At 61.3% G+C, this 25,499-nt stretch carries 19 protein-coding genes, 1 rRNA gene and 1 pseudogene; 15 read left to right on the top strand and 6 right to left on the bottom strand.

The genetic code is table 11. The annotated features are described in order from the left end of the window. Window positions 1–63: 63 nt before the first annotated feature. The 3 genes from rrf to mrdA all read left to right on the top strand — a co-directional run bounded on the left by rrf (window position 64) and on the right by mrdA (window position 2,992). Window positions 64–179, top strand: a 5S ribosomal RNA gene (rrf, locus tag ACVWZP_RS10525). A 313-nt stretch (window positions 180–492) separates the two neighbouring features. After that, the gene (locus ACVWZP_RS10520) at window positions 493–870 is read left to right on the top strand and encodes a cupin domain-containing protein (RefSeq protein ID WP_046384128.1); all 378 of its coding nucleotides are present in this window, start codon (window positions 493–495) and stop codon (window positions 868–870) included. Window positions 871–1,099: 229 nt separating this feature from the next. Further along, on the top strand, window positions 1,100–2,992 hold the full coding sequence (gene mrdA, locus ACVWZP_RS10515; protein WP_079443257.1) for a penicillin-binding protein 2: 1,893 nt from the start codon (window positions 1,100–1,102) through the stop codon (window positions 2,990–2,992). Window position 2,993: 1 nt separating this feature from the next. On the opposite strand, the gene ACVWZP_RS10510 is transcribed toward mrdA, so the two are convergent. Then, on the bottom strand, window positions 2,994–3,395 hold the full coding sequence (locus ACVWZP_RS10510; protein WP_169881468.1) for a GFA family protein: 402 nt from the start codon (window positions 3,393–3,395) through the stop codon (window positions 2,994–2,996). A 99-nt stretch (window positions 3,396–3,494) separates the two neighbouring features. On the opposite strand from ACVWZP_RS10510, the gene ACVWZP_RS10505 reads away from it, so the two are divergent. From ACVWZP_RS10505 to ACVWZP_RS10485, 5 genes are all read left to right on the top strand, one after another. Then, window positions 3,495–3,968, top strand: coding sequence for an SRPBCC family protein (locus ACVWZP_RS10505; RefSeq protein ID WP_046384125.1), 474 nt, complete (start codon window positions 3,495–3,497; stop codon window positions 3,966–3,968). Between the two features lie 91 nt (window positions 3,969–4,059). Continuing rightward, window positions 4,060–6,417 carry a DNA polymerase II gene (locus ACVWZP_RS10500; RefSeq protein WP_256822681.1) on the top strand — a complete coding sequence of 786 codons (2,358 nt, stop codon included), beginning with the start codon at window positions 4,060–4,062 and terminating at the stop codon, window positions 6,415–6,417. A 79-nt stretch (window positions 6,418–6,496) separates the two neighbouring features. Continuing rightward, window positions 6,497–7,120 carry a glutathione S-transferase family protein gene (locus ACVWZP_RS10495; RefSeq protein WP_108525729.1) on the top strand — a complete coding sequence of 208 codons (624 nt, stop codon included), beginning with the start codon at window positions 6,497–6,499 and terminating at the stop codon, window positions 7,118–7,120. After that, entirely contained in the window at window positions 7,117–8,352 is a 1,236-nt protein-coding gene (locus ACVWZP_RS10490) for a flavin monoamine oxidase family protein (RefSeq protein ID WP_177032468.1), read from the top strand. The genes ACVWZP_RS10495 and ACVWZP_RS10490 overlap by 4 nt, the downstream gene beginning before the upstream one ends. A 130-nt stretch (window positions 8,353–8,482) precedes the next feature. Further along, window positions 8,483–9,067 carry a DUF4174 domain-containing protein gene (locus tag ACVWZP_RS10485; RefSeq protein WP_457369725.1) on the top strand — a complete coding sequence of 195 codons (585 nt, stop codon included), beginning with the start codon at window positions 8,483–8,485 and terminating at the stop codon, window positions 9,065–9,067. 3 nt (window positions 9,068–9,070) lie between these two features. Here ACVWZP_RS10485 and ACVWZP_RS10480 read toward each other — a convergent pair whose 3' ends face one another. Next, window positions 9,071–10,525, bottom strand: coding sequence for a mannose-1-phosphate guanylyltransferase/mannose-6-phosphate isomerase (locus tag ACVWZP_RS10480; protein ID WP_126588505.1), 1,455 nt, complete (start codon window positions 10,523–10,525; stop codon window positions 9,071–9,073). Window positions 10,526–10,638: 113 nt separating this feature from the next. After that, entirely contained in the window at window positions 10,639–11,319 is a 681-nt protein-coding gene (gene inhA / locus ACVWZP_RS10475) for an isonitrile hydratase (RefSeq protein WP_057004860.1), read from the bottom strand. 89 nt (window positions 11,320–11,408) lie between these two features. On the opposite strand from inhA, the gene ACVWZP_RS10470 reads away from it, so the two are divergent. Next, complete coding sequence (locus ACVWZP_RS10470; protein WP_232566448.1) at window positions 11,409–12,377, top strand: GlxA family transcriptional regulator; 969 nt, start codon at window positions 11,409–11,411, stop codon at window positions 12,375–12,377. Here the strand turns inward: ACVWZP_RS10470 and ACVWZP_RS10465 are convergent. The 3 genes and pseudogenes from ACVWZP_RS10465 to ACVWZP_RS10455 form a co-directional block, all read right to left on the bottom strand. After that, window positions 12,374–13,273, bottom strand: a complete 900-nt coding sequence (locus tag ACVWZP_RS10465; RefSeq protein WP_128192054.1) for an alpha/beta fold hydrolase — start codon at window positions 13,271–13,273, stop codon at window positions 12,374–12,376. The genes ACVWZP_RS10470 and ACVWZP_RS10465 overlap by 4 nt on opposite strands. Window positions 13,274–13,428: 155 nt before the next feature. Next, window positions 13,429–15,252: pseudogene (locus tag ACVWZP_RS10460) on the bottom strand (glycoside hydrolase family 15 protein). 174 nt (window positions 15,253–15,426) lie between these two features. After that, on the bottom strand, window positions 15,427–16,317 hold the full coding sequence (locus ACVWZP_RS10455; RefSeq protein WP_017846929.1) for a LysR family transcriptional regulator: 891 nt from the start codon (window positions 16,315–16,317) through the stop codon (window positions 15,427–15,429). Between the two features lie 167 nt (window positions 16,318–16,484). On the opposite strand from ACVWZP_RS10455, the gene ACVWZP_RS10450 reads away from it, so the two are divergent. From ACVWZP_RS10450 to ACVWZP_RS10425, 6 genes are all read left to right on the top strand, one after another. Further along, complete coding sequence (locus tag ACVWZP_RS10450; RefSeq protein ID WP_046384115.1) at window positions 16,485–17,567, top strand: 4-oxalomesaconate tautomerase; 1,083 nt, start codon at window positions 16,485–16,487, stop codon at window positions 17,565–17,567. A gap of 44 nt (window positions 17,568–17,611) precedes the next feature. Further along, window positions 17,612–18,943 (top strand): C4-dicarboxylate transporter DctA, encoded by a 1,332-nt coding sequence (gene dctA, locus ACVWZP_RS10445; RefSeq protein WP_046384114.1) that lies wholly within the window; start codon window positions 17,612–17,614, stop codon window positions 18,941–18,943. A gap of 129 nt (window positions 18,944–19,072) precedes the next feature. Then, window positions 19,073–20,377: a CitMHS family transporter gene (locus ACVWZP_RS10440; protein ID WP_046384113.1), complete on the top strand. Its 1,305-nt coding sequence runs from the start codon at window positions 19,073–19,075 to the stop codon at window positions 20,375–20,377. A gap of 91 nt (window positions 20,378–20,468) precedes the next feature. Next, window positions 20,469–21,722, top strand: coding sequence for an OprD family porin (locus ACVWZP_RS10435; RefSeq protein ID WP_046384112.1), 1,254 nt, complete (start codon window positions 20,469–20,471; stop codon window positions 21,720–21,722). An 81-nt stretch (window positions 21,723–21,803) separates the two neighbouring features. After that, entirely contained in the window at window positions 21,804–23,477 is a 1,674-nt protein-coding gene (locus ACVWZP_RS10430) for a methyl-accepting chemotaxis protein (protein WP_457369724.1), read from the top strand. Between the two features lie 324 nt (window positions 23,478–23,801). Then, a complete protein-coding gene (locus ACVWZP_RS10425; protein WP_457370392.1) occupies window positions 23,802–25,493 on the top strand; it encodes a ShlB/FhaC/HecB family hemolysin secretion/activation protein in 1,692 nt (563 codons plus the stop codon). Window positions 25,494–25,499: the final 6 nt, after the last annotated feature.

The raw sequence follows: 25,499 nt of genomic DNA, 5'->3' as shown, positions 1-25,499 counted from the left end.
AAGCTATCACATACCCAATTTGCTGAAGCGAGGCCAGCTGGCCACGACTCAGTACCCGAATTTCTTGACGACCATAGAGCATTGGAACCACCTGATCCCATCCCGAACTCAGCAGTGAAACGATGCATCGCCGATGGTAGTGTGGGGTTTCCCCATGTGAGAGTAGGTCATCGTCAAGATTAAATTCCAGAACCCCTGTTTGCTCGCGCAGACAGGGGTTTTGTTTTGGGCGGTCGGAAAGGGTCAAGTGGCTCGCCCCCCCTCGGTACTCGACAAAATTGCGCAGTTATTTCTGAACCAGACCACTAGAATAGGTACCTAACTTTGTTTTGGGCGGTCGGAAAGGGCGCCTCATTGCGGTGGTCTTCAGTGCTTCCTTGGCAGTGTCTACTAAAGGCTTTTGTATCGCTCTCCTCAAGCTGCAAGATCGTACAAGAGCGCTCGACCCTTCCTTCGATAGTCTGACAACTCTCACCTACCAGAGGATCTGTCATGACTCAGCAGCACCCAGCACAACCTGTCAATCTCGCGCAAAAGGCTTCGCTCATCAGTGAACAGTGGAGCCCGAGAGTCGTCGCCGAGATGAACGACTACCAGTTCAAGGTTGTACGCATCGAAGGCGAGTTCATCTGGCACTCACATCCAGAAACCGACGAGGCGTTTTTCGTGCTTGAAGGGACACTGCGCATCGACCTTCCGGACGGTCCCGTGTATGTGGCACCGGGTGAGCTGTATGTCGTTCCTCGCGGAATAGAGCATCGGACGGCCGCCGAAGGCGAAGCCAAATTGATGATGATCGAACCACGCGGCATCTTGAACACCGGCCATGAAGGGGGAGACCGCACCGCCATGAACGACCTGTGGATCTGAAATCCCCCTGCTGTTCGAGGCCACCGTTGCCATCTGGTAACAGTAGCCTCATCCCCTGATGCTCGGTGCCGTCTGACTCAACGGCACCACACGGCTCTTCCCAGGTACCGTTGGGGAAATCGATGCAAAGTGTTTCTGCATTTTTGTTATGGTGCAGCACATTTTCACAAGGATTGAGCTTTTATCCGCAGGACGCGGCGTCGACCTTTTTCAACGAGATGCTGTAGAAATGCCTCAACCAATACCGATCAAAGACCACGAAAACGAAAACCGCCTGGTCAACAAGCGCCTGCTCGCCTGCGCCTTGTTGGTGATCGGCATCACCTGCGCCCTGGTGGGCCGCCTGTATTTCCTGCAGGTCGTGCAATTCGAGTATCACTCGACGATTTCTGAAAACAACCGTGTCCACGTACTGCCCATCACACCGACTCGCGGCTTGATCTATGACCGCAATGGCGTCGTGCTGGCCGACAACCGTCCAAGCTACAACCTGACCATCACCCGCGAGCGCACCACAGACCTCAAGGGCGAACTGGACGCGATCGTCAGCCTGCTGCACCTGCCGGCAGAAGACCGTGCCGTATTCGACAAGGCGCTGAAGCAGGCGCGGCATCCTTTTGTTCCGGTTACGTTGTTTTATGAGCTGACCGAAGAACAGATCGCCGAACTCGCCGTCAACGAATTCCGCCTGCCCGGTGTAGACGTCGAACCGCAATTCGTCCGCCACTACCCCCTGGGCGCGCATTTCGCTCACTCCATCGGTTACGTTGGCCGCATCAACGAAAAAGAATCCAAGGCCCTCGACTCGGTGGAGTACCGCGGCACGCAGTCCATCGGCAAGACCGGCATCGAGCGTTTCTACGAGTCAGAACTGCATGGTCATGTCGGCTATGAAGAAGTCGAGACCAATGCACAGGGGCGCGTACTGCGTGTGCTCAAGCATACCGACCCGATCCCCGGCAAAAACATCGTGCTGAGCCTCGATGTCAAACTCCAGGAAGCGGCGGAAGAGGCGCTGGGCGATCGTCGTGGCTCCGTGGTAGCCCTCGACCCGCAAACTGGCGAAGTACTGGCGATGGTCAGCAAACCCAGCTTCGACCCCAACCTGTTCGTCACGGGCATCAGCTTCAAGGAATACGCCGCCCTGCATGATTCCATCGACCGGCCGCTGTTCAACCGCGTCCTGCGCGGTCTCTATGCGCCGGGTTCGACGATCAAGCCGGAAGTGGCCATCGCGGGTCTCGACAGCGGGGTAGTGACGGCCCAGACCCGCGTGTTCGACCCCGGTTACTACCAATTGCCTGACTTTGACCACAAATACCGCAACTGGAACCACAGCGGCGACGGTTGGGTGGATATGGACGCCGCCATCATGCGCTCCAACGACACCTATTTTTACGACCTGGCCCACAAGCTCGGCATCGACCGCCTGCACGACTACCTGGCCGAGTTCGGCCTCGGCCAGAAAGTCTCCCTGGACATGTTCGAAGAGTCGGCCGGCCTGATGCCGTCCCAGGCCTGGAAGCGCGCGACCCGGCGTCAGCCCTGGTTCCCGGGCGAAACGGTGATCCTCGGCATCGGCCAGGGTTATATGCAAGTCACGCCGCTGCAACTGGCCCAGGCCACTGCGTTGATTGCCAACAAAGGCGTGTGGAATCGGCCGCACCTGGCCAAGACCATCAACGGCGTGGCGCCGGTGGACGAGCACCCGATGCCCAACGTGGTCCTCAAGAACCCGCGTGACTGGGAGCAGGTCAACCACGGGATGCAACTGGTGATGCACGACCCGCGCGGGATCGCCCGGGCGGCCGCGCAAGGCGCGCAATACCGCATCGCCGGCAAGAGTGGTACCGCGCAGGTGGTGGCGATCAAACAGGGCGAGCGCTACAACCGCGACAAAACCCAGGAACGCCACCGTGACAACGCGCTGTTTGTCGGGTTTGCGCCAGCGGAGCACCCCCAGATCGTGATTTCGGTGATGATCGAAAACGGCGAGGCCGGTGGCCGCGTCGCAGGCCCGGTGGTGCGCCAGATCATGGACGCCTGGCTGCTCGACCACGAAGGCCACTTGAAGCCGCAATATGCGACGCCGAGCAAAGCCCCCGGCGACCCCCACGTCTGACTCATACCTGCCATTCGTCCCACTGCTGCACGCCCTCATGCGCCAGCCACGGCACATCGTGGGCCGTCCAGATATGCGCGGTGGGCCTGATGCCCGGATCATCGTCCAGCGTCGCCACCCGCACAATCACATGGGGCTGATGCCCGCGCTCGGCCATCAGGTGTGAGCCACAGCGCGAGCAGAAGCGCCTGAATTTGCCTGGCGAGGATTCGAAGGCCGCCAACAGTTCTTCGCCCTGGGTCCAGCGAAAGTGCTCACGCATTACGCCGGCGGTGCTCACAAACGCTGCCGCATGCACCTTGCGACAGCTGTCGCAGTGGCAGTGGCTGATGGGCATGTCCAGGCTGTCCACCTGGTAGCGCACGGCTTTACAGAAGCAACTTCCATTCAACGGGTCAGTCATAACCTAAGGGCCTGGACAACAACGGGGGCATCATCATCGCGCAGAACCCAAGGTTGCGCATTAGTCGATGTCGCCTACTGTCAATGGAGGAGGTGACGTATGCACGTATCAGATCGTATAGAACGGAAAGTCCTACTGAACGCTCCACGCAAAAAAGTGTGGGAGGCACTCACCGATGCCGAGCAATTCGGCCGCTGGTTTGGCATCGCCCTCAAGGGCAAGACCTTTGTCGCCGGGGAAACGATCGAAGCGCCGATCACTTACCCAGGTTACGAACACGTGATCTGGAAAGCCAAGATCGAACGCATCCTGCCGCAGACGCGGTTTTCTTTCTCGTGGCACCCCTTCGCCGTCGAAAAGGGCTTCGACTACGACAAGGAAACACCGACGCTGGTGGAGTTCACCGTTGAAGACCGCGCCCCGGGCATTCTGCTGCGGGTCGTTGAATCCGGCTTCGACGCAGTGCCCGAAGCCCGCCGCCTGAAAGCCTTCAAAATGAATTCCCGCGGCTGGGACGAGCAAATGCGCAATATCGAAGGCTACCTGAGCCACTTCCACCAAGGCATCGCCTGAGGCGATTGCGCTCTGTGTGCGTTAACGTGCCGCGTTTGGCCGGATGCCGGGTAGAATCACGCCCTGAACGTGATTCCTGAGGTGCGGCACGGTGGATTTACAGCAGGGTTTTGTCCTGACCCGGCATTGGCGCGACACCCCGGCGGGGACGCAGGTCAGCTTCTGGCTGGCCACCGACCAGGGGCCGCGGCTTATTCGCCTCCCTGTGCAAAGCTCGGTGATATTCATCCCCGAAGCCCATCGCAAGCCGCTGGATTGGCTGCTCAAAGACGAGCGCGATATCGAATTGCGCCCGCTGGCGCTGTGCGATTTCCATCACCGCAAGGTATTAGGCCTCTACACCCGCCAGCATCGGCAACTGATGGACCTGGAAAAGCGCCTGCGCGCCGCCGGTGTCGATGTCTACGAAGGTGACGTGCGCCCGCCCGAGCGCTACATGATGGAGCGTTTCATCACCGCCCCCGTGTGGTTCGACGGCACGCCCGACGCCAGCGGCGCGCTGCTCGAAGCGCAGATGAAACCCGCCCCCGACTATCGTCCGCCGCTCAAACTGGTGTCCCTGGACATCGAGACCACCGCTCAGGGCGATCTGTATTCCATCGCCCTCGAAGGCTGCGGCGAGCGCCAGGTGTATATGCTCGGCCCGCCGAACAAGAGCGACGCGGTGGACTTCAAGCTCGACTACTGCGACACCCGCGGCCAATTGCTCGAACGCCTCAACCAGTGGCTGGCCACCCATGACCCCGATGCGATCATCGGCTGGAATGTGGTGCAGTTCGACCTGCGCGTGCTCCACGAACATGCCCAGCGCCTCAACGTGCCGCTCCTGCTCGGCCGCGGCGAAGAGCCCATGACCTGGCGCGAACACGGCAGCCGCAATCATTACTTCGCGGCCGCGGCGGGGCGGTTGATCATCGACGGTATCGAAGCGCTGCGCTCGGCCACCTGGAGTTTTGAATCCTTCAGCCTGGAAAACGTCGCGCAAACCCTGCTCGGCGAAGGCAAGGACATCTCCACGCCGTACCAGCGCATGGACGAGATCAACCGCATGTTCGCCGAGGACAAGCCGGCCCTGGCGCGTTACAACCTCAAGGACTGCGAACTGGTCACGCGGATTTTCGCCAAGACCGAGCTGCTCAAGTTCCTGCTCGAACGCGCCAGCGTCACTGGCTTGCCAGCCGACCGCAACGGTGGCTCCGTGGCCGCATTCACCCACTTGTACATGCCGCTGATGCACCGCCAGGGCTTCGTCGCGCCGAACCTGGGCGACAAACCGCCCCAGGCCAGCCCCGGCGGGTTCGTCATGGATTCACGCCCCGGCCTCTACGAATCGGTGTTGGTGCTGGACTACAAAAGCCTCTACCCGTCGATCATCCGCAGCTTCCTGATCGACCCTGTAGGCCTGGTCGAAGGCCTCAAGCACCCCGATGACAGTGCGTCGGTGGAAGGCTTTCGCGGCGCACGGTTTTCCCGCACCCGGCACTGCCTGCCCGCCATCGTCGCGCGCATCTCCGAAGGCCGCGAAGAGGCCAAGCGCGAACACAATGCACCGTTGTCCCAAGCGCTGAAAATCATCATGAACGCCTTCTACGGCGTGCTTGGCTCCAGCGGTTGCCGCTTCTTCGATACGCGCCTGGCGTCCTCGATCACCCTGCGCGGCCATCAGATCATGCGCCAGACCCGCGAACTGGTCGAAGCCCAGGGGTATGAAGTGATCTACGGCGACACCGATTCGACCTTCGTCTGGCTCGGCAGCGCGCATTCCCAGGAGGACGCCCGCCGCATCGGCCAGGCGCTGGTGCAGCACGTCAACGATTGGTGGCGCGCGCATTTGCACAACGCATTCGGCCTGCACAGCGCGCTGGAGTTGCAATACGAAACCCACTTCACGCGCTTCCTCATGCCGACCATTCGCGGCGCCGAGGAGGGCAGCAAGAAGCGGTACGCCGGGTTGGTGGTGCGCGGCGATGGCAGCGAAGAGATGGTCTACAAGGGCCTGGAAACCGTGCGCAGCGACTGGTCGCCCCTGGCCCGGCAATTCCAGCAGGAACTCTACCAGCGCATCTTCCACCGCCAGCCCCATCAGGATTACGTGCGCGACTACGTGCGGCGCACCTTGAGCGGCGAATTCGACGAGTTGCTGATCTACCGCAAGCGCCTGCGCCGCCGGTTGGACGACTACGAGCGCAACGTCCCGCCCCACGTGCGCGCCGCGCGCCTGGCCGACGACTACAACGACCGCATGAACCGCCCGCGTCAGTACCAGCGCGGCGGTTGGATCAGCTACGTGATCACCGTCAACGGCCCGGAGCCGCTGGAAGTGCGCCAGGCCCCGATTGACTACGACCACTACGTCACGCGGCAATTGCAGCCGGTGGCCGATGCGATTCTGCCGTTTGTGAATGACGACTTCGGCACCCTGGTCGGCGGGCAAATGGGCCTGTTCTGAAGTACTTGCCTCGCGTGGCTAAGCGTCTACGCTGTTGGCGTGCTCGGCAACTGCTACATGACATTCAGGAGGAACCCCCATGTACACGCTCTACGGCACCGACGACTCCGGCTCATGCATGATTGAAATTGCCCTGCCGCGTTGCGCGGTGCCGTGGCATCGGGTGGACGCCAGCTCCTGGCAGGACGGCGAAGGCAGTGCAGCGCTCGCACGGATCAACCCGCTCAAACAGATCCCCACGTTGGTGACGCCCGACGGCCAGGTGCTGACGGAAAGCGCGGCGATCCTGATCCACCTGGGCCTGGAATTCCCGGCCGCCAACCTACTCGCCGGCAACCGCGGCCAGATCCTCCGCGGCCTGGTGTACATCGCCGCCAATTGCTACTCGGCGATAGGCATCATCGACTACCCGCAACGCTGGCTGGGCAACGCCGATGAGGCGGCGCAAGCGCAATTGATCAGCGGCACGCGCCACTACCTGCACCAGGCCTGGAGGGTGTTCGCCGATCAGTTTGCCGACCAATTGTTCGCCCCCGACCAACAGCCGAATGCCCTGGGCATCATGGCGGCGGCGGTGTCGCGCTGGGATGCGGCGCGAGAGGCGTTGCAAGCCTCGCGGCCGGCGTTCGCCCAGACCCTGGCCCGGGTGGACGCCGACCCGCTCGTCGCGCCGGTGTTCGCTCGGCATTGGCCGCAGCAATGACAGTGCCGCGTCCTATCGCCTGGCACGTCACGCGCTGGTGCGACGACCCCTATAGCCAAGGTGCCTACAGCGCAATGTTGCCGGGAGGCGATGTGAGCCTGCGGCGCCTGCTCTCGACGCCGATTGATAATCGTCTGTTCCTCGCTGGGGAAGCCTTCAACCACGATCATTGCGCCATGACCCACAGCGCTTGGGACAGTGGCATCCGCGCTGCGAATGCGGTGGCCGGCACCCGCGCCCGCAAGGTCATCGTTATCGGTGCCGGGTTTGCCGGCCTGAGTGCCGCACGTGCGTTGCAGGCGCAGGGTTTGGAGGTGCGCGTACTCGAGGCGCGCAACCGCATCGGCGGGCGCGTGAACAGTGTGGCCCTGGGTGACCATACGGTGGATGCGGGGGCCGCCTGGTTGCAGCACTATGCCCTCAACCCGCTGGCCCGACGTGCCGAGCAGTTGGGCCTGGAGCGACGGCCTACCGATTTCTCGCAACCATTGGCTGCCGCGTGGGACGGCCCCGTACCGGACATCAATGGCGCGTATGAACGCTTGAAACAGGCCATTGATCGTCATCAACCCTTGGCGCAGGGCATCGATCAATACCTTGCGACCCTCAATGCCCCCGAACGCCGCGCTGCCCGCTATGCCATCGACGCTAACCTGATCCTCGAAGCCGGGTTGCCCCTGGACCAGTTGTCGACGCATACGCTCGACGAGGAGGGCGTTGGCCACGGCGACCAGTTTCTGCCTCAAGGCTATCGGCAATTACTGGAAGACGCCGCCAGCGGCCTGAATATCCACCTCAATCACCCCGTGCAGCACGTTGCCTGGGACGAGCACGGCGTGTGGGTCGATGGCCTCAATGCAGATGCCTGCATCTGTACGGTGCCGATACCGGTACTCAAACACCTGCACTTTACGCCAGGCTTGCCGACGGCTTACCGAGAGGCCCTGGCGTTTTTCACCATGGGCCGCCTGGAAAAGGTCGTGCTGCAATTCGACCAGCGCTGGTGGCCGGTTTCCCGCGATGGTTATCTGCGTTGGTACGATCGCCCTGCCAATTGGGGGGAGTGGCTGGATTTGACCGATGCCGTGGGTGCGCCGCTGATTGCCGGGTTGATCGCCGGTGATGCGGTGGACCGGCACTATCGAGGCAAGCTTGACGAGCAGATCGCACTGCAAGCCTGCGAAAAACTTGCGGCCTGGGCCTGCGCAATCAAAGGAAACAATGACTGCTAGCACTCGTCACCCCTTGCGTAGCCGGCGTCCTGACCTACGCTTTCTCAAGGCGGTGTAGGAATCATCCTTGAATTTGGCTGTCGCAGACATGAAACTCAAGAACCCTGCATGGAATTCAAAGGAGGTACGCATGCTCATCCGGTCGCTGACCCTGGCTACCTTGATGGCTTTTACGGGGCCGTTGTTGGCTGCTGATGATATCAACCCGCTCAAGCAGGATTTGGGCAAGGCCCGGCCGCTGGTGGTGGTGGAGCTTGATTCCGGCAATGACACATTGGCCAAGCTCAAGAAACAGCTGGACGAGCCTGCCACCAAGCAGTCCTTTGAAGAGCGCGGCATGGTGTTGTACACCGTGAAGTTCGGCAGCATCGGTGCCGAAGGGGAGAAGTTCGCCAAGGACCCCAAGGACAACAAGAGGCTTGCCCCGCCTGAAACCAACGCGCTGATCCGCGCCCTCAAATTAGGCGCCGGCAGCGGCACCAAAGTGATCCTGGTCGGCAAGGACGGCGAGAAGAAAGTCGAGAAGACCGTGCCGCCGGATACCCTCAACTTGAGCGAGTTTTTCAGCGCCATCGACCAGATGCCGATGGCCGAGAAAGAAGCGGCTGCCGTTGCGGAACCCGAACCTGTCGCCCCCGCGCCAGGCAAGAACGCCAAGCCCGCCAAACCGGCGAAGCCCGGCAGCAAACCGGCCCCTCAGCCATTGGATGACTGAGGCTTATCCTTCGGCGGGCGCGCGCCCATAGATATCGTCGAAGCGCACAATGTCGTCTTCGCCCAGGTACTCGCCGCTCTGCACCTCGATCATCACCAGCTCGATGCTGCCGGGGTTGGTCAGGCGGTGTTTGTGCCCGGCCGGAATGTAGGTGGACTCGTTGGCGTTGATCAACAATTCCCGCTCGCCATTGGTGATCTGCGCGGTACCGCTGACCACCACCCAGTGTTCGCTGCGGTGGTGATGCATCTGCAACGACAGTGACGCCAGCGGCTTGACCACAATGCGCTTGATCTTGAAGCGCGCACTCTCCTCCAGCACCGTGTAGGTGCCCCATGGCCGCGTCACCGTGCGGTGCAGGTTGTACGCCGGATGGTTCTGGCGCTTGAGCTCGGCCACGATGTGGCGCACATCCTGGCTGCGGTGGGCATCGGCGATCAGCAGGGCGTCGGCGGTGTCGACGATGATCAGGTCGCGCACGCCCACCACGCCCAATACCCGCCTGGGCGAGTCGATGTAGCAGTTGTGGACGTCATGCAGAATCGCTTCGCCATTGACCTGATTGCCCTGGGCATCGCTGGGGGTGAGCTGGCGCAGGGTTTCCCAGGAGCCGATATCGCTCCAGCCGATATCGCAGGGCACCACGGCCACCTGCGTGGACTTCTCCATCAGCGCCACGTCGATGGACAGGTCCGGCGCGCCGCCGAAGCCATCGGCATCCAGTTCGCGCTGGCGCGAGGTCGTATTCTGCAGGCTCTGGCTGTGCGCCAGCGCGGCCTTGGCGGCCGCCAGCACCTGCGGGGCGTGGGTGGTCAGCTCGTTCACCAGGGTGCTGGCCTTGAAGCAGAATATGCCGGCGTTCCACAGGTGCTGGCCGCCGTCGAGGTAGCCTTGCGCGGTGGCCAGGTCGGGTTTTTCGACAAAGCGTTTGACCCGGTTTCCCGCACTCAACGCGGCGCCTTGTTCGATGTAGCCGAAGCCGGTTTCCGGGCGATCAGGCTCAATACCGAAGGTCACCAGGTAGCCGGCTGCGGCCAGCTCGCGGGCCTGGCTCACGGCCGCGGCGAACGCGCTTTCATTGAGGATCAAGTGGTCGGCGGGCATCACCAGCAACGGTGCGTCGTCGCCGAAGTGCTCCAGCACATGCAGCGCCGCCACCGCCATCGCCGCTGCCGTGTTGCGGCCGAAGGGCTCCAGCAACAAGTCCAGGGGCAGGCGGGCTGTGTTCACCAGGCGGTAGTCATCCAGCGTGCGAAACAGCAGGTCACGGTTGGTGACCGTCAGCACGTTTTCCACCCCGGGCAGGCGGCTGGCGCGCAGGAAGGTTTTCTGCAGCAGGCTCTGGCCATCGCGCATACGCATGAACGGCTTGGGCATGTTCTGCCGGGAGACTGGCCACAGTCGGGTACCCGAACCGCCGGAAATGATGCAGGGAATTAATCCGTCGTGGGTATTCATCAATAAACTTCTTGGGGGGAAAGGGCAGCCCGCGCTTCGGAATCGAGCTTCGTCGCAATCGCGCTGCCCCGTATCATCGGCGACCCGCCGCGCAGCGGCAACTGCGACGCGTATCAACCCAGGCGCGCTGCCGCCCGCGCAGTGATTTCTGCGCGGACCTTGCGCGACTCGGCCGTGCGTTTGTTGGCCTCTTCCAGCACGGCCTTCGGCGCGGTATCCGGCCGGCCGGCATTGAACGGTGGCGCCGGGGCGTATTCGATCTGCAACTGCACCAATTGCGCTGTTGCTTCGTCGTACAGCTCAGCGGCCAGGGTCAGGGCGAAGTCGATCCCCGCAGTGATCCCACCGCCGGTGAGCAGGTTGCCGTCACGCACCACGCGCGCCTGAACCGGAATGGCGCCGAGCGGGGCGAGCAGGTCGTGGTAGGCCCAATGGGTGGTGGCCTTGCGCCCGCGCAGCAAACCGGCCGCACCGAGCACCAGCGAACCGGTGCATACCGAGGTGACATAACGCGCGGTGAGCGCCTGGACCCTGAGGAAGTCGAGGGTCTGCGGGTCTTCCATCAACGGGCCGACGCCGCTGCCGCCAGGGACGCAGAGCACATCCAGGTGTGGGCAATCGGCGTAGGTCATGGTCGGCGTGAACACCAGCCCGGTGCTGGAGGTGACCGGCGAAAGGTCTTTCCACACCAGGTGCAACTTCACATCCGGTAGCGAGCCCAAGACGTCATAGGGGCCGGTGAGGTCCAGTTGCTGGATGCCGGGGAACAACAGAAAACCGATCTGCAAGGTCATGAATGAAGCTCCGATAAGGGGTGGACGGTTTCACTCTAGAGGCCTAGGCTTTGGCGAATACGCCATTGAACCCACGAATCACGCCAAACATGCCGCGCATCATTCATGTACTCGCTTTTGATAATGCCCAAGTGCTCGACGTGACCGGGCCCTTGCAGGTGTTCGCCTCGGCCAACGACCTTGCGCGCCAGCGCGGTGCGCCGTTGCCCTACGCGGTTTCGGTGATCGCCGCCCAGGCGGCGCCAGTGATGACCTCCGCCGGCCTGGCGCTGGTGGCCGAGCCGTTGCCCGCCGTCGACACGCCTTGCGACACCCTGCTCATCGCCGGCGGCTGGGGTGTCTACGGCGCCGCCGAAGACCTGGCGCTGGTGGACTGGGTGCGCGAAAAAGCCCGGTACACCCGGCGCATGGCCTCGGTGTGTACCGGGGCTTTTCTGCTGGCGGCCAGTGGCTTGCTCGACGGCTGTCGCGTGGCGACGCACTGGACACGCTGTGAAGAGCTGGCGCGCAAGTTCCCGGCGCTGACGGTGGAGGCCAACCCGATTTTCATCCAGCAGGGCACCGTGTGGACGTCGGCCGGTGTAACCGCCGGGATCGACCTGTGCCTGGCCTTGGTGGAACAAGACCTGGGCCGCGCCGTGGCCCTGGAAGTCGCGCGGCACCTGGTGGTTTTCCTCAAACGCCCCGGTGGCCAATCGCAGTTCAGCGTGACCTTGTCATTGCAAAAAGGCGACAGCCGCTTTGCCGAGTTGCACGCGTGGATCGCGGAGCACCTGACCCTCGACCTGACCCTCGCCACCCTGGCCGCCCAGGCCGGCATGAGCGAGCGCAGCTTCGTGCGTCACTACCGCGCCGAAACCGGCCAGACCCCCGCGCGCGCGGTCGAACTGATCCGCGTCGAAACCGCCCGCCGGCAACTGGCGGACAGCAGCACACCGATCAAACGCATCGCCGTGCAGTGCGGGTTCGGTTGTGAAGAGACCTTGCGGCGCAGCTTCCTGCGGGTCTTGTCAGTCACGCCGCAGGCTTATCGCGAGCGCTTTTCGCCAGCGGCCTAGGCGAGCAATTCCAGGAGTGCCTCAAGGGTCGCTTGCGGCGCTTCCTGAGGGATATTGTGGCCGACGCCGGGCAACACCTGCCGCCGATAGAAGCCGCTGAAGTGCTGCGCGTCGTCATCCTCCAGCGGCGGCGGGCCCACGCCATCATCGGCGCCGCACAGCGAAATCGTCGGCACCGTGATCGGCGGTTGCAGCGCCAGCGCCTGTTCGATGGGCGCCAGTGCGGGATCGCCCGGTGCGTACATGAAGCGGTGACGGTAGGAATGAATCACCACGTCGACAAAGTCCGGGTTATCGAACGATGGCGCGCTCTGGCCATAGAGGCTGGGGCCTGCCGCCCAGGAGGGCGACCACAGTGACCACAGCAATTGGCAAAACGCCCGGCGATTGGCGGTCAACCCATCCACGCCACGCTGGGTGTGGAAGTAGTACTGGTACCACAACCGATGCTCCGTCTCTGGCGGCCTGGGCTCGAGCGACTTGGCAATGTCCTGGATGTTGTAGCCGTCCCCGCTCACCAACCCGCGCACGCGCTCCGGCCACAGTGCCGCGACAATACAGGCGGCACGCCCACCCCAGTCGTAGCCCGCCAGGGTGGCCCGCGGGATACACAGCGCATCCATGAACTCCAGCAGGTCCTTGGCCAACGCTGCCTGTTGCCCGGAGCGCATCACCTGCGCGTTGATAAACCGCGTCGGGCCATAACCACGCAGGTACGGCACCCACACCCGACAACCGCGCTCGGCCAGGGCCGGGGTGATATCGTCATAGCTGCGAGGGTCGTAGGGGAAGCCATGCAGCAGGATCACCGGTTCACCGTCGACGGGGCCGTGGGCTTCATACGCCACATCGAGCATCGAGGTGCGTACATAAAACAGCGCAGGGGCGATGGGCATGATGGGCTCCTATCGGGTGGGCGATGACTGCCGATGACACTACCGCCGATCCATTAACGCCACAAGGCTGAGAGGGTCGTGGGCCAAGAGTGTCCGGCGTTCAGGTTGCCCGACCCACCGTCATCGTGGCCTCGCTGACCCTCGACGGGTGGCGTTCAAGGCTGCCACACCGTCTTCGCGCCGCTCAACTTGCGGTCCAGAAACGTTGCCGCGCTGATCAGTGCCAAATGGCTCAACGCCTGCGGCGTATTGCCCAGGTGGCGCGCCTGGTTGTCGAACTCTTCGGCGTACAACCCCAGCGGGTTGGCGTAGCGCAGCAACTGCTCAAACTCCAGATGCGCCTTTTCGACCTGCCCGGCGCGGGCCAGGCATTCGACGTACTAGAACGAGCAGGCGGCAAACGCGCCTTCGGTGCCTGGCAGGCCGTCGATCCGGCTGTCGTCGTTGCGATAGCGATAGACCATACCGTCGCGCACCAGGCTTTTCTGGATCGCTGCCAGCGTCGAGAGCCAGCGCGGGTCGGTGGCGGCGACGAAGCGCATCAGCGGCATGAGCAGCATCGAACCGTCCAGCGCGGTGCTGCCGGTATGCTGCACAAAGTGCCCGCGTTCTTCGTTCCAGAAATTGCCCCAGATATCCGCGTAGATCGCCTGGCGCGTCTGGTCCCAGCGCGCGAACGGCGCCGGCAGCGAGCGTTTGGACGCCAGGCGGATCGCACGGTCCAGCGCCACCCAGCACATCAGCCGCGAGTGCAGGAAGTGGTGCTGCTCGCCGCGCATTTCCCAGATACCCACGTCTTTGCGGTTCCAGATATCACAGACCTGATCCGCGAGTTCGACCGTGTGTTTCCAGCCGTCGTGGGAAATGGCTTCGCCGTATTTGTTGACCAGATAAATCGCGTCCATCAACTCGCCGTAGATGTCCAGTTGGACCTGGTCGAACGCCTCATTGCCGATACGCACCGGCGTCGCGCCGCCATGCCCGCGCAAGTGCGTCAGCTGAGTTTCGGGCAGTTGCTGGCGGCCGTCGATGCCATACAGGATGTTGATCTTGACGGGCTGGTCGCTGCAGTCGCTGACCCGCCCTCTGAGCCAACGCATGTAGTGATTGGCTTCGTCGACAAAACCCAGGCGCATGAACGCGTAGACCGTGAACGAGGCGTCACGGATCCAGGTGTAACGGTAGTCCCAGTTGCGCTCGCCGCCGGGCGATTCGGGCAGGCCGAAGGTGGCGGCGGCGATGATTGCGCCATGTTTGCGCGAGGTCAAAAGCTTCAGGGCCAGGGCCGAGCGGTTGACCATTTCGCGCCAGCGCCCGCGGTAGTTCGATTGCGCGATCCAGCCGCGCCAGAACGCCAGGGTGTGCGTCAACGCCAGGTCGGTGCAGCTGCTGTCGACGCGCGGGTCGTCCTGCCCGCCGAGGACGAGTTCGGCGCCTTCCTCCTGGGCCAGGACGAAGCTGGCCACTGCGGCGTTGTCTTCGACCTGCAGTGCGTGGCTGCTCGACAAGCGCAGACCGGGCTGGCCGTGGGCGGCGAAACACACCGTGCCGTTGTCGAGGCTGGCGTGGGTGGGCGCGCGCGCATAGTCATGACGCACGGCGCAGCGCAGGTGGATCGTCACCTGGCCGCTGACTGCACGCACGCGGCGAATCAACAGGGGCAGGTCGTCCTCCTCACCGATGGTCAACAGGTCAGTGATTTCCACCACGGCGTCATCGCTGAGCCAGCGGGTCTGCAGCACGTTGGTGTCGGGCAGGTAGATCTGTTCGCGGCGGGCGTTGGGCAGGTCTGGCGTGAGCTGGAAAATGCCGGCGTCGGGCGTGTCGAGCAGCGCGCAGAAGATCGACGGGCTGTCGAATTCCGGCCAGCAGAAAAAGTCGACGCTGCCCTTGTCGTTCACCAGGGCGGCGCTGCGCATGTCGCCGATGATGCCGTGGGCGTCGATGGCGCTCTGTGGCTCGTGCTTGAAATCAACCATTGCCGCCGCCGGTCAACAGGGCTACTTGTTGCTGCCGCGAGAGATGCATCCGTTACCCACCGTTGAGTTGCGTTCAGTTAGCTGACTGGCGGGGCAGGGCACAAGTTCACCGAAAACACCACAACTTGGCTGGCGCTCGCAGTAAATGACACACCACTCGCCAGCAGAACCCATTCACTTCTCCCATTGCTCAAGCAGAATCGAAACAAATTTCTCCGCCGCTGGGGATAACGAGGCTCCACGACGGTAAACCAGTCCCAATGAACGGTTCACAATGGGCTCTATCAACGGGATGCTGACCAACGTCGGATGATCCACGGCAGGCATCGCCAGGCTCGGCACGGCCGAGACGCCGAGGCCGGCTTCCACCAGGCCCAGCGACGTCGAAAGGTGTTGCACCTCATAGAACCACTGCGGGCGCCAGCTCAAGCCCGATAACGCATGATCGAGCAACATCCGGTTGCCGCTCAGGCGTCCGACGCCGATCAAGCGGTAGTTGCTGAGTTCAGACCAGGTCACCGCGCTACGTTCCGCCAGTTCATGATCGCGTCGACATGCCAATACAAAAGGCTCGTCGACCAATGGCACAAATTCTATGTCGGGGTGCTGGCCGCTCATCATGTTGATGCCGAAGTCGGCTTCTCCGCGCAGCACGGCCTCCAGGCCTTCGTTGGCGCTGAGATCGAGCAGGCGGATACGGATTTGCGGATAGCGCTCGTTATAGAGGCGGATGACCGAAGGCAGGAAGTAGAAAGCTGCGGTCGGGATGCAGGCAAGGGTGACCCGTCCGCTCTGTCGCTCTGCCAGCTCTCGGATGTTGAGTATCGAGTCGTCGAAGTCGTCCAGTAGGCGGCGTGCCTTGGGTAGAAAGTCCCGACCAACGCTCGTGAGACTCACCCTTCTGGTGGTGCGATCGAGAAGGGCTGTTCCCAAGCCTTCCTCCAGTTTTTTCATCCTCCGGCTCAGCGCCGGCTGGGACAGGTGCAATGCATCGGCAGCCTCGTGGAAGCTCCCGAGTTCGGCGATTTTAACGAACGATCGTATGTCATTTAGCTCATATTGCATTTTTTATAACTCGATGGAGGAGGGCGGCGGCGTTCAATCATCCTAGGTTTGTCATTCGTTAAACGCAATAATCAGGCTGATATTTGCATTGGAAACATTTTTTAAAGCCTGCGACTCTTGCCTCAAGAGCATTAATCAACCCGATTGATCAATAAGAGTCAGTGGTCATGCAACGAATTCCTTGTGTGCTTATGCGCGGCGGTACGTCCAAGGGGCCAGTATTTCTCGCCTGGGACCTGCCTGATGCGATCGAACAGCGTGATGAGCTGCTGCTCAACCTGATGGGCTCCGGCCATGAGCTGGAAATTGACGGCATTGGCGGTGGGAGCCCGCAAACCAGCAAGGTCGCCATCGTCAGCCCATCGCTGCACCCGGACGCGGATGTCGACTATTTGTTCGTGCAGGTCATGGTTTCCCAGCGTCGAGTCGATACCGCGCCCAATTGCGGCAATATGCTTTGCGCCGTTGGCCCGTTTGCGGTCGAGCAGGGGCTGGTCAAGGCGTCTAAAGGCCTGACGCGTGTGCGTATTCGCAACCTCAACACGGGGACGTTTGTGAACGCAGACGTACACACTCCCGAAGGGACTGTCAGCTACGAAGGCGACACTGCCATCGATGGCGTGCCGGGGACTGCCGCTCCCGTGCAACTGACCTTCCTGGATGCCGCGGGCAGCAAAACCGGTAAGCTGTTCCCGACGGGGCAGACTCAGGACCTGATCGACGGTGTCCCGATGACCTGCATCGACATGGCGATGCCGATGATGATCATCGAGGCTGGCCAATTGGGTAAACGTGGGGACGAAAGCCCTGCTGAGCTGGATGCCGACAAAGCGTTCCTGGGGCGCCTGGAGTCTCTGCGGCTGCAAGCCGGCCTGGCAATGGGTTTGGGCGACGTCAGTGATAAAGTGATCCCCAAGCCCGTACTGGTGTCGCCGGCCAAGGCGGGCGGCACCCTTCAGGTGCGCTATTTCATGCCGCACAACTGCCACCGGGCACTGGCGATTACCGGCTCTATCGGCTTGGCCACCGCGTGCGTCAGCGAAGGCAGCGTGATTGCTCAATTGCTTGGCGGGGTGAGTGAGCCGCGCTTGAAACACGTTCGAATTGAACATCCAAGTGGCGCAATAGACGTTGTACTGTCCTACACCGGGGCTCAGGGTGAGACAATTCGCGCTTCGGTAGTGCGTACATCGCGCAGGTTGTTCTCCGGTTATGTCTACGCCGCGGCTTCCCAACGACTTGCCGGATAACGTCCTTTAGTCATTGTCGTTTCTGCATCAGCACAATTCTAAAAATGGGTGATGCCATGAAGTTTGTAAAATCGCTCTACGTCCAGATTCTCTTCGCCGTGCTGTTGGGCGTGCTGGTCGGGCATTTCTGGTCACAACAGGCCATAGCCTTGAAGCCGCTGGGTGATGCCTTCATCAAGCTGATCAAGATGATGATCGCTCCCGTGGTGTTCTGCACCATCGTCACCGGTATCGCCGGCATGAGCGACAAGCGCTCCCTCGGGCGTTTGTTGAGCAAGACCCTGTTGCTGTTCCTGGGCCTGACCGTGATCAGCCTGATCATCGGCCTGGTGGCGGTCTATCTGTTCAAGCCCGGTGTGGGCATGAACATCGACCCTACCCAATTGAGCACCAAGGGGCTGTCGCACTACACCGATTCTGCGGCGAAGCTGGGCGTGGTCGAGTTTTTCATGCACATCATCCCCGACACGTTCATCGGTGCTTTCAATAAAGGTGAGGTGCTGCCGGTTCTATTCATTGCGGTGCTGTGCGGGTTTGCGCTTTCGGCCATTGGCGAGCGCGGCAAGCCGCTACTGGATGTACTGGAGTCCGCTTCGCACATGGTCTTCAAGATCTTCTCCTACCTGATGCGCTTTGCGCCGATCGGTGCCTTTGGGGCCTTGGCGTTCACGGTCGGGCAGTACGGCATTACCTCGTTGGGCTCGTTGGCCAAGCTGATCATGACGCTGTACATCGCCTGCGCATTCTTCGTGTTTGTGGTGCTGGGGAGTATTTGCCGCGCGCATGGCTTCAGTCTGTGGAAGTTGCTGCGCTACTTGCGCGAAGAATTCCTGGTGGTCCTCGGCACGTCGTCCACCGAGCCGGTAATGCCGCGGATGTTGGAAAAACTCCAGGCCCTGGGTTGCAACAAAGGCGTGGTCGGGCTGGTGCTGCCCACGGGTTACTCGTTCAACCTCGACGGTACGGCGATCTACCTCTCGCTGGCGGCGGTGTTCATTGCCCAGGCCTGCAACATCGACCTGAGCCTGACCCAGACCGTGACCATGCTGGCAATCATGCTGCTGTCCTCGAAAGGCGCCGCCGGTGTCACCGGCTCCGGTTTTGTCGCACTGGCGTCAACGTTGACGGTCATTCACGACATTCCCTTGGCCGGCCTTGCCCTGCTGATCGGTATCGACCGCTTCATGTCGGAAGCCCGGGCCTTGACCAGCCTGGCCAGCAATGCGGTGGCGACCGTGGTGATGTCCCTCTCGGAAAATGCCTGCGATCGCGAAGTACTGATGCGGACGCTGGACGGCAAACCTTCCCCCATTGCCATCTCGGCCCAGGCCCAGAACCCGGACTGGGATGGTGTGACGGTCACGGACCGCGTCTGACCGGTCGCGGCTGCGCCCAGACACCTTAAACACCTCAAATAAACACTCCCCGCCAGGCACAACTGGCGGGCGCGGACTCGTGCGCCTGTGCATCGGCCCCGTTACTTATAAGAACAAGAGAACTGACTTATGCTCGCATTGCTTGGCTTGGCCATGGTGGTGGTTTTCACCTTCCTGATAATGACTAAACGGCTGTCGCCGATTGTCGCCCTGACGCTGGTTCCGATTGTGTTTGCCGTGATTGGCGGTTTCGGCGGCACTACCGGCAAGATGATGCTCGACGGCTTGAAAATGGTCGCACCGTCGGCCGCGCTCCTGCTGTTCGCGATCCTGTTTTTCGGCTTGATGATCGACGCCGGCCTGTTTGACCCGCTGATTCGCAAGATCCTCAAGCGCGTCAACGGCGACCCGATGAAAATCGCTGTCGGCACCGCGTTGCTTTCGCTGGTGGTGGCATTGGACGGTGACGGCACCACCACCTACATGATCACCTGCGCAGCCATGCTTCCGCTGTATAAGCGCATCGGCATGAACCCGATGATTCTGGCGACCATTTCCATGCTTTCGCTGAGCATCATGAGCGGCATGACCCCCTGGGGAGGGCCCGCGACCCGCGCGATTGCGGCACTGGGCCTGGATGCCGGGGCCTACTTCGTACCCTTGCTGCCGACCATGATCGGCGGCGCGATGTGGGTGGTGTTCACCGCGTTCCTGCTGGGCCGCGCCGAGCGCAAGCGCATCGGTAACATTCAACTGGAGAGCGGCGGCGGTAACTGCTACATCAACGCAATACTCGAGGACACGCCGCACAAGCGCCCGAAACTGGCCTACGTCAACCTGCTGCTGGTCATCGCGGTGATGGTCGCGCTGGTGATGGGGATCATGCATTCCGCGATCCTGTTCCTGATCGGGTTCGTCCTGGCGCTGATGATCAACTATCCGCAACTGGACATTCAGAAGGAACGCATCCTTGCCCATTCGGGCAACGCCATGACGGTCGTATTGTTGGTGTTTGCCGCGGGCATCTTTGCCGGGATTTTCTCTGGCACGAAGATGGTCGATTCTCTCGCGCAGACACTGGTTGACTGGATTCCGCCGTCCTGGGGGCACCTGTTCCCGCTGGTCGTGGCCGTTACCAGCATGCCGCTGACGTTCGTCCTGTCCAACGATGCCTACTACTTCGGCGTGGTGCCTATCCTGGCCAACGCCGCCGCGGCCTACGGCATTGATCCGCTGGAGATCGCCCGCGCATCGATTCTGGGGCAACCGGTGCATCTGATGAGCCCGTTGGTCGCCTCGACCCTGTTGTTGGTCGGGATGGTTGATCGCGACATCGGCGATTTCCAGAAAGCCACCGTCAAGTGGGCCGTGCTCACCTCATTGGTCATCACGGTGCTGGCTTTGTTGACCGGGGCGATCAGTCTCTTCACCTGATTCAACCCAACCTCCTGTTTTTCACTGACGCGCCTCACCCGCGAGGCGCGCGATCTCCTGCACGCCAAATAACAACAATGAGTAGTTTGCTATGAACACTGTACATACCCAACGGGTGCTGTTTTCACTGCTTGGTTTGTTGCCGCTGGCCAGTGCCAGCGCCGAAGGATTTATCGATGACAGCAAGCTCAAGCTGCAATTGCGCAACGTCTATTTCAATGAAAACTTTCGCGACGAGCATGGCTTGAGTGCCCGATCGGCCAGGACCGCCAAGAGCGAACGCACCGAATGGGCCCAGGGATTCCTGCTGGATTACCAGTCGGGATTCACCCCAGGCACCGTTGGGTTTGGGGTGGATGCCCTGGGCCTGCTCGGGGTCAAGCTCGACTCCGGACGTGGCCGCAGCGGTACAGGCTTGTTGCCGGTTCACGCTGACGGGCGTGCGGCCGACGAGTTCGCCAGCCTGGGCATGACCGCCAAGGCCCGACTGGCCAAGACCACGCTCAAATATGGGACCTTGCTGCCCAAGACACCGGTACTGATCTACAACGATGCGCGTCTGATGCCGCAAACCTACCAAGGCGCACAGATCAACAGCCTCGACATCGAGAACCTCAGCCTCACCGGGGGCCACCTCGATCGATTCAAGCTGCGTGACTCCACCGACAGCATGCCGATTGTGCCCGACGGCTATAGCGGCGCTGAATCCGGGGACTTCAGTTATGCCGGCGGAGAATACAAGCTGGGGAAAAACCTTCGCCTGAGTTACTTCTACGGCGAACTGGAGAACTTCTACCGGCAGCATTTTGCCGGCATCCAGCACGATCTACCCCTGGGCGGCGGCGTGCTGACCAGTGATTTGCGCTACTTCAACAGTGTCGATAGCGGCTCTGCCTACGGCGGCAAGATCGATAACAACATGCTCAGTGGGCAACTGTCCTACGCCATTTCCGGGCATACCTTCGGTGGCGGGTATCAGACCCTCAGCGGGGATGCCGGGTTGCCATACATCAGTGGCGCGACCGTCTATTCGTTCAGCAACGCCGGTATCGGTAAGTTCATCGAAGAGGACGAGAAGACCTGGATGCTCAACTACGGCTTCAACTTCGCCGCCCTGGGTGTCCCTGGCCTGACCTTTTCCACGCGTTACCTGAGCGGTAACGACGGTAAGTCCAACACCACGGTCAAGGAATGGGAACGCGATGCCGAACTGGCCTATGTGGTGCAGCAAGGCACCTTCAAAGGCCTGGGAGTGAAGCTGCGCAATTACGTCTACCGCTCGGATTTCTCCCGTGGTCGTGACAGTAATCGGATCTACTTCACCTACGACATCGCGCTCTGGTGATCCACTGCTCGCGGCCACGCGACATTCGCGGGCCGCTTTTGCATCGGCGGCTTCATAGGATCGGGGTGAAGGAATCAAATAATGTCGTTCAAAACCAAAATACTGTTGCTGACCTTATTGCCGGTGCTGTTGTTTGCGCTGGTTTTAGGGTTGAGCGCGCGCAGCACGTTGCAGGCCCAGGCCGAGCAGGAAGTCGCACAGACCCGCGAGCGGCTGCTCGAGGAAAGCCGCACCCGACTCAAGGATTACGCGAGCATCGCTCAGACGTCCATCACCGAACTGTATGAGCGGGCGGCTGCCGGGGACCTTTCCGGCCGAGCCTTGGCAATCAGCCGACTGTCCAACGTGAAGTATGGCGATGACGGGTATTTCATCGGCTATGACAGTCAGGTCGTGCGCCTGTTTCGCGGTGACAGCAGCGAAGGCGTCGGCACCAACATGAGTGATCGCAAAGACATCAACGGGAAGTACCTGAACCGCGAGATGGTCGAAGCGGCCAAAAACCAAACGCACTTCGTCACCTATTCGGGTGGGGTCGTCAACACCGATAAGGTGGTGCCCAAGCTCGCTTACAGTTTCTATTTGCCCAAGTGGGACATGGTTGTCGTCACCGCGGTCAATCTGGACAGCATTGAAACCCAGGTCGCCAACGTGCGGGCCGATGTCGAGCTGCGCATACACCACTTGATGCTCAGCATTGCGCTTATCGCTGGCGCGCTGATCGGCATCATCGGGGCACTCGCGCTTCTGCTGGTCAAGCGCAGCTTACGACCCTTGACCTTAATCCGCGCTCACCTCGATGAAATCGCCGCGGGCGAGGGGGATCTGACGCGGCGGCTGCCGCTTGTGAGTCGCGACGAACTGGGGCAACTGGCCGGTTCGTTCAATGCCTTTATCGAAAAGATTCACAGCCTGGTCAGCCAGATCGTCGCGATGAGCGAACAGTTGACCGGGTCTGTCAGCCATGTGGCCGAGCAGAGCCGGCAGATTGACCGGGCCATGGATCGGCAGCGCCTGGAAACCGACCAAGTGGCCGCGGCGATAAACCAGATGTCATCGGCGGCGCAGGAAGTCTCGGCCAGCGCGCACAATGCGGCAAGCGCAGCGGTCGAGACAGACAGGCAGTCCCGTCACGCCAGGCAGATCGTCAACGGCAGTATTGCGCGCATTCAGGCACTGACGGTCGAGCTGGATGAGAGTGGCCTGTCGATGCAGAATCTGCAAAACGACGTGACGTCTATCGTCACCGTGCTGGACGTCATTCGCTCGATTGCCGAACAGACCAACCTTTTAGCCCTCAATGCAGCCATCGAAGCCGCGCGTGCCGGTGCGGCCGGGCGCGGGTTTGCCGTGGTTGCCGATGAAGTGAGGGCGTTAGCCAGTCGCACTCAGCGCAGTACCCAGGAAATCCAAGCGATGGTCGAGCGTCTGGAGAGCGCTACCGGCGGGGTGGTCACGGCCATGCACCAATCCACCGAAGCCGCCCAGGGCGCTAACGCCGAGGCCGACCAGGCGGGTGAGTTTCTGGGCAACACGGTCGAGCTGATCGCCACGATCAATGCAATGAACGCGCAAATCGCAAGTGCCGCGGAGGAGCAAACCGCGGTGGCTGAAGAGATCAACCGCGGAGTGCATCAGATCGCACGCGCCATCGACGCGGTTGCCAACCAGACGCAGCAGGGCGTCCAGACCGTCGATGAGTTGTATGCGATCGGCAGCCGCCTGCAAGGCTTGCTGGGGCAATTCAAAATCTGAGGCTGCCCTGTAGGGGGCGATAGGGTGGCCTGCATCGACATCATGCGTGATCACTTTCTCACGCAATAATGAAAATCATGAAAAAAGGCCCTTCTCTTAAGAAAAATCACGCTTGTGTGAATTTCTATAAATTCATTTTTATCAAATACTTATATTACTTTGTAATGATATTTAATTGCTTAGCCAAAAAATTGGCTTGTAGCATGTTGTAAAAGTTTCATGTTTGACAAATTGACGCCAATACATTGTCAGAATAGCATTCCCGGAAATGATGGCTCTTAGCCATCCTTCATTGGGGTGTTTATGTACGGCTCAAAACTCAGGATGAGTGCCTTTGGGGTGCTGGCGTTGGCGGGGGTTGCTGCCTCATTCATGGCTGAAGCTGCATCCAATCCCGGCGACACCGACCTGATTCGCGACCGTCAGGACCGCCTCCTCGAAGAACAACGCCAGCGCCTCGACCAACTCAAGGAATTACCCGGCAAAACCCCATCACCGGTGGCGCCTGCAGCCCCGGTTGACAGTCGTTGTTTCCTAATCAAGACCATCGAACTCACGGGGGCAGACGCGCTTTCCGCCGGCGAACGCGAACGCCTGCTGGCACCCTATATTGGCCAATGCCTGGGCGTAGCGCAGCTCAATGCTCTGCTTAAAGTCATCACCGAGCGCTACATCGAAAAAGGCCTGGTCACCAGCCGTGCCTATTTGCCGCAACAGGATCTGTCCAGCGGCATCTTGAAGGTCCAAGTGGTGGAAGGCCGGCTCGAAGGCTTGAAGGGCGCCGATGGCAGTGGCTTTTCCGAGCGCCAGTTGGCCCAGGTGTTTCCGGGCAGGTCGGGGGAGTTGCTCAACCTGCGGGAAATCGAGCAGATGGTTGATCAGCTCAACCGCCTGCCATCGAACCAGGCGCAGATGGAACTGGCGCCGGGCAAGGAAGTTGGCGGCAGCGAAGTATTGGTCAAGAACACCCCGCAAAAGCCCTGGCGTGCCGGTTTGTCCTACGGCAACGACGGCCAGCGCAGCACCGGTCGCCAACAGGCGGGTACGAGCTTGGACTGGGACAACCCGCTGGGGCTGTCCGATCAACTCTCCCTGCGCGCCGGGCACGATGTGGTCAGTGATACCAGCAAGAATTCGCGTAACGCGATGCTCAATTACAACCTGCCGTTCGGTTGGTGGAACCTCACCTACAGCTACAACGAAAGCGAATACCGCTCCCTGGCCCTAGCCAACGGTTTCAGCTTCAAGCAAAGCGGCGACAGCCAGAACCACCAACTACGCCTTGAGCGTGTGATCTATCGCGATGCCGTGAGCAAAACCTCGCTGAGCAGTGGCGTGTCGTACCTCAGCACCCACAACTACATCGAAGACAGCAAGCTGGCGCTGAGCAGCAACCGCATCAGCGAAGCCCAGTTCGGCATCAACCATGGCCGGCGCATCGGCGGGGGTTTTCTCAACGTCGACCTGGGCATGCAAGACGGTATCGGCGCCTTCGATGCCCAAAGCAATCGTGACGTCAAAGCCGGCCAGCCCGACGCGCGCTACCGCAAATACACCGCCACCCTCAGCTATTTGCAGCCGTTCAAGCTGGGCGATGAGTCATTCAGTTTCAGCAGCCTGATGACCGGGCAACACAGTGAAGACGTGCTGTTCAGCCCACAACGCACCAGCCTTGGCGGTCTGTCGTCGATTCGCGGCTACCAGGACCAGTCCCTCACCGGTGACAGCGGTGGTTACTGGCGCAACGACCTGCGCTGGACACGCCCGGTGACCTGGAACTGGATGCACACCGTGTTTGCCGAGTACGGCAGCAGCATTGGCTATGACCAGGGCGTGATCAGCCACGGGCGGTACAACCCTGACCAGCACGGGCGCATGACCAGTGACGCGCTGGAGTTGTTTGCCCGCGGCCCCAACGTGGCCGCCACCGTGACCTTTGCGCACTCCCTGGAACGACCCGACGCGATCACCGAGCGTGAGGCGCCGATCTATTTCCGTCTGGATTTCTTCCTCTAACTTTTT

The sequence above is a fragment of the Pseudomonas sp. TE36184 genome, from assembly GCF_054060055.1.
This window is presented reverse-complemented; position numbering and strand designations above follow the sequence as displayed.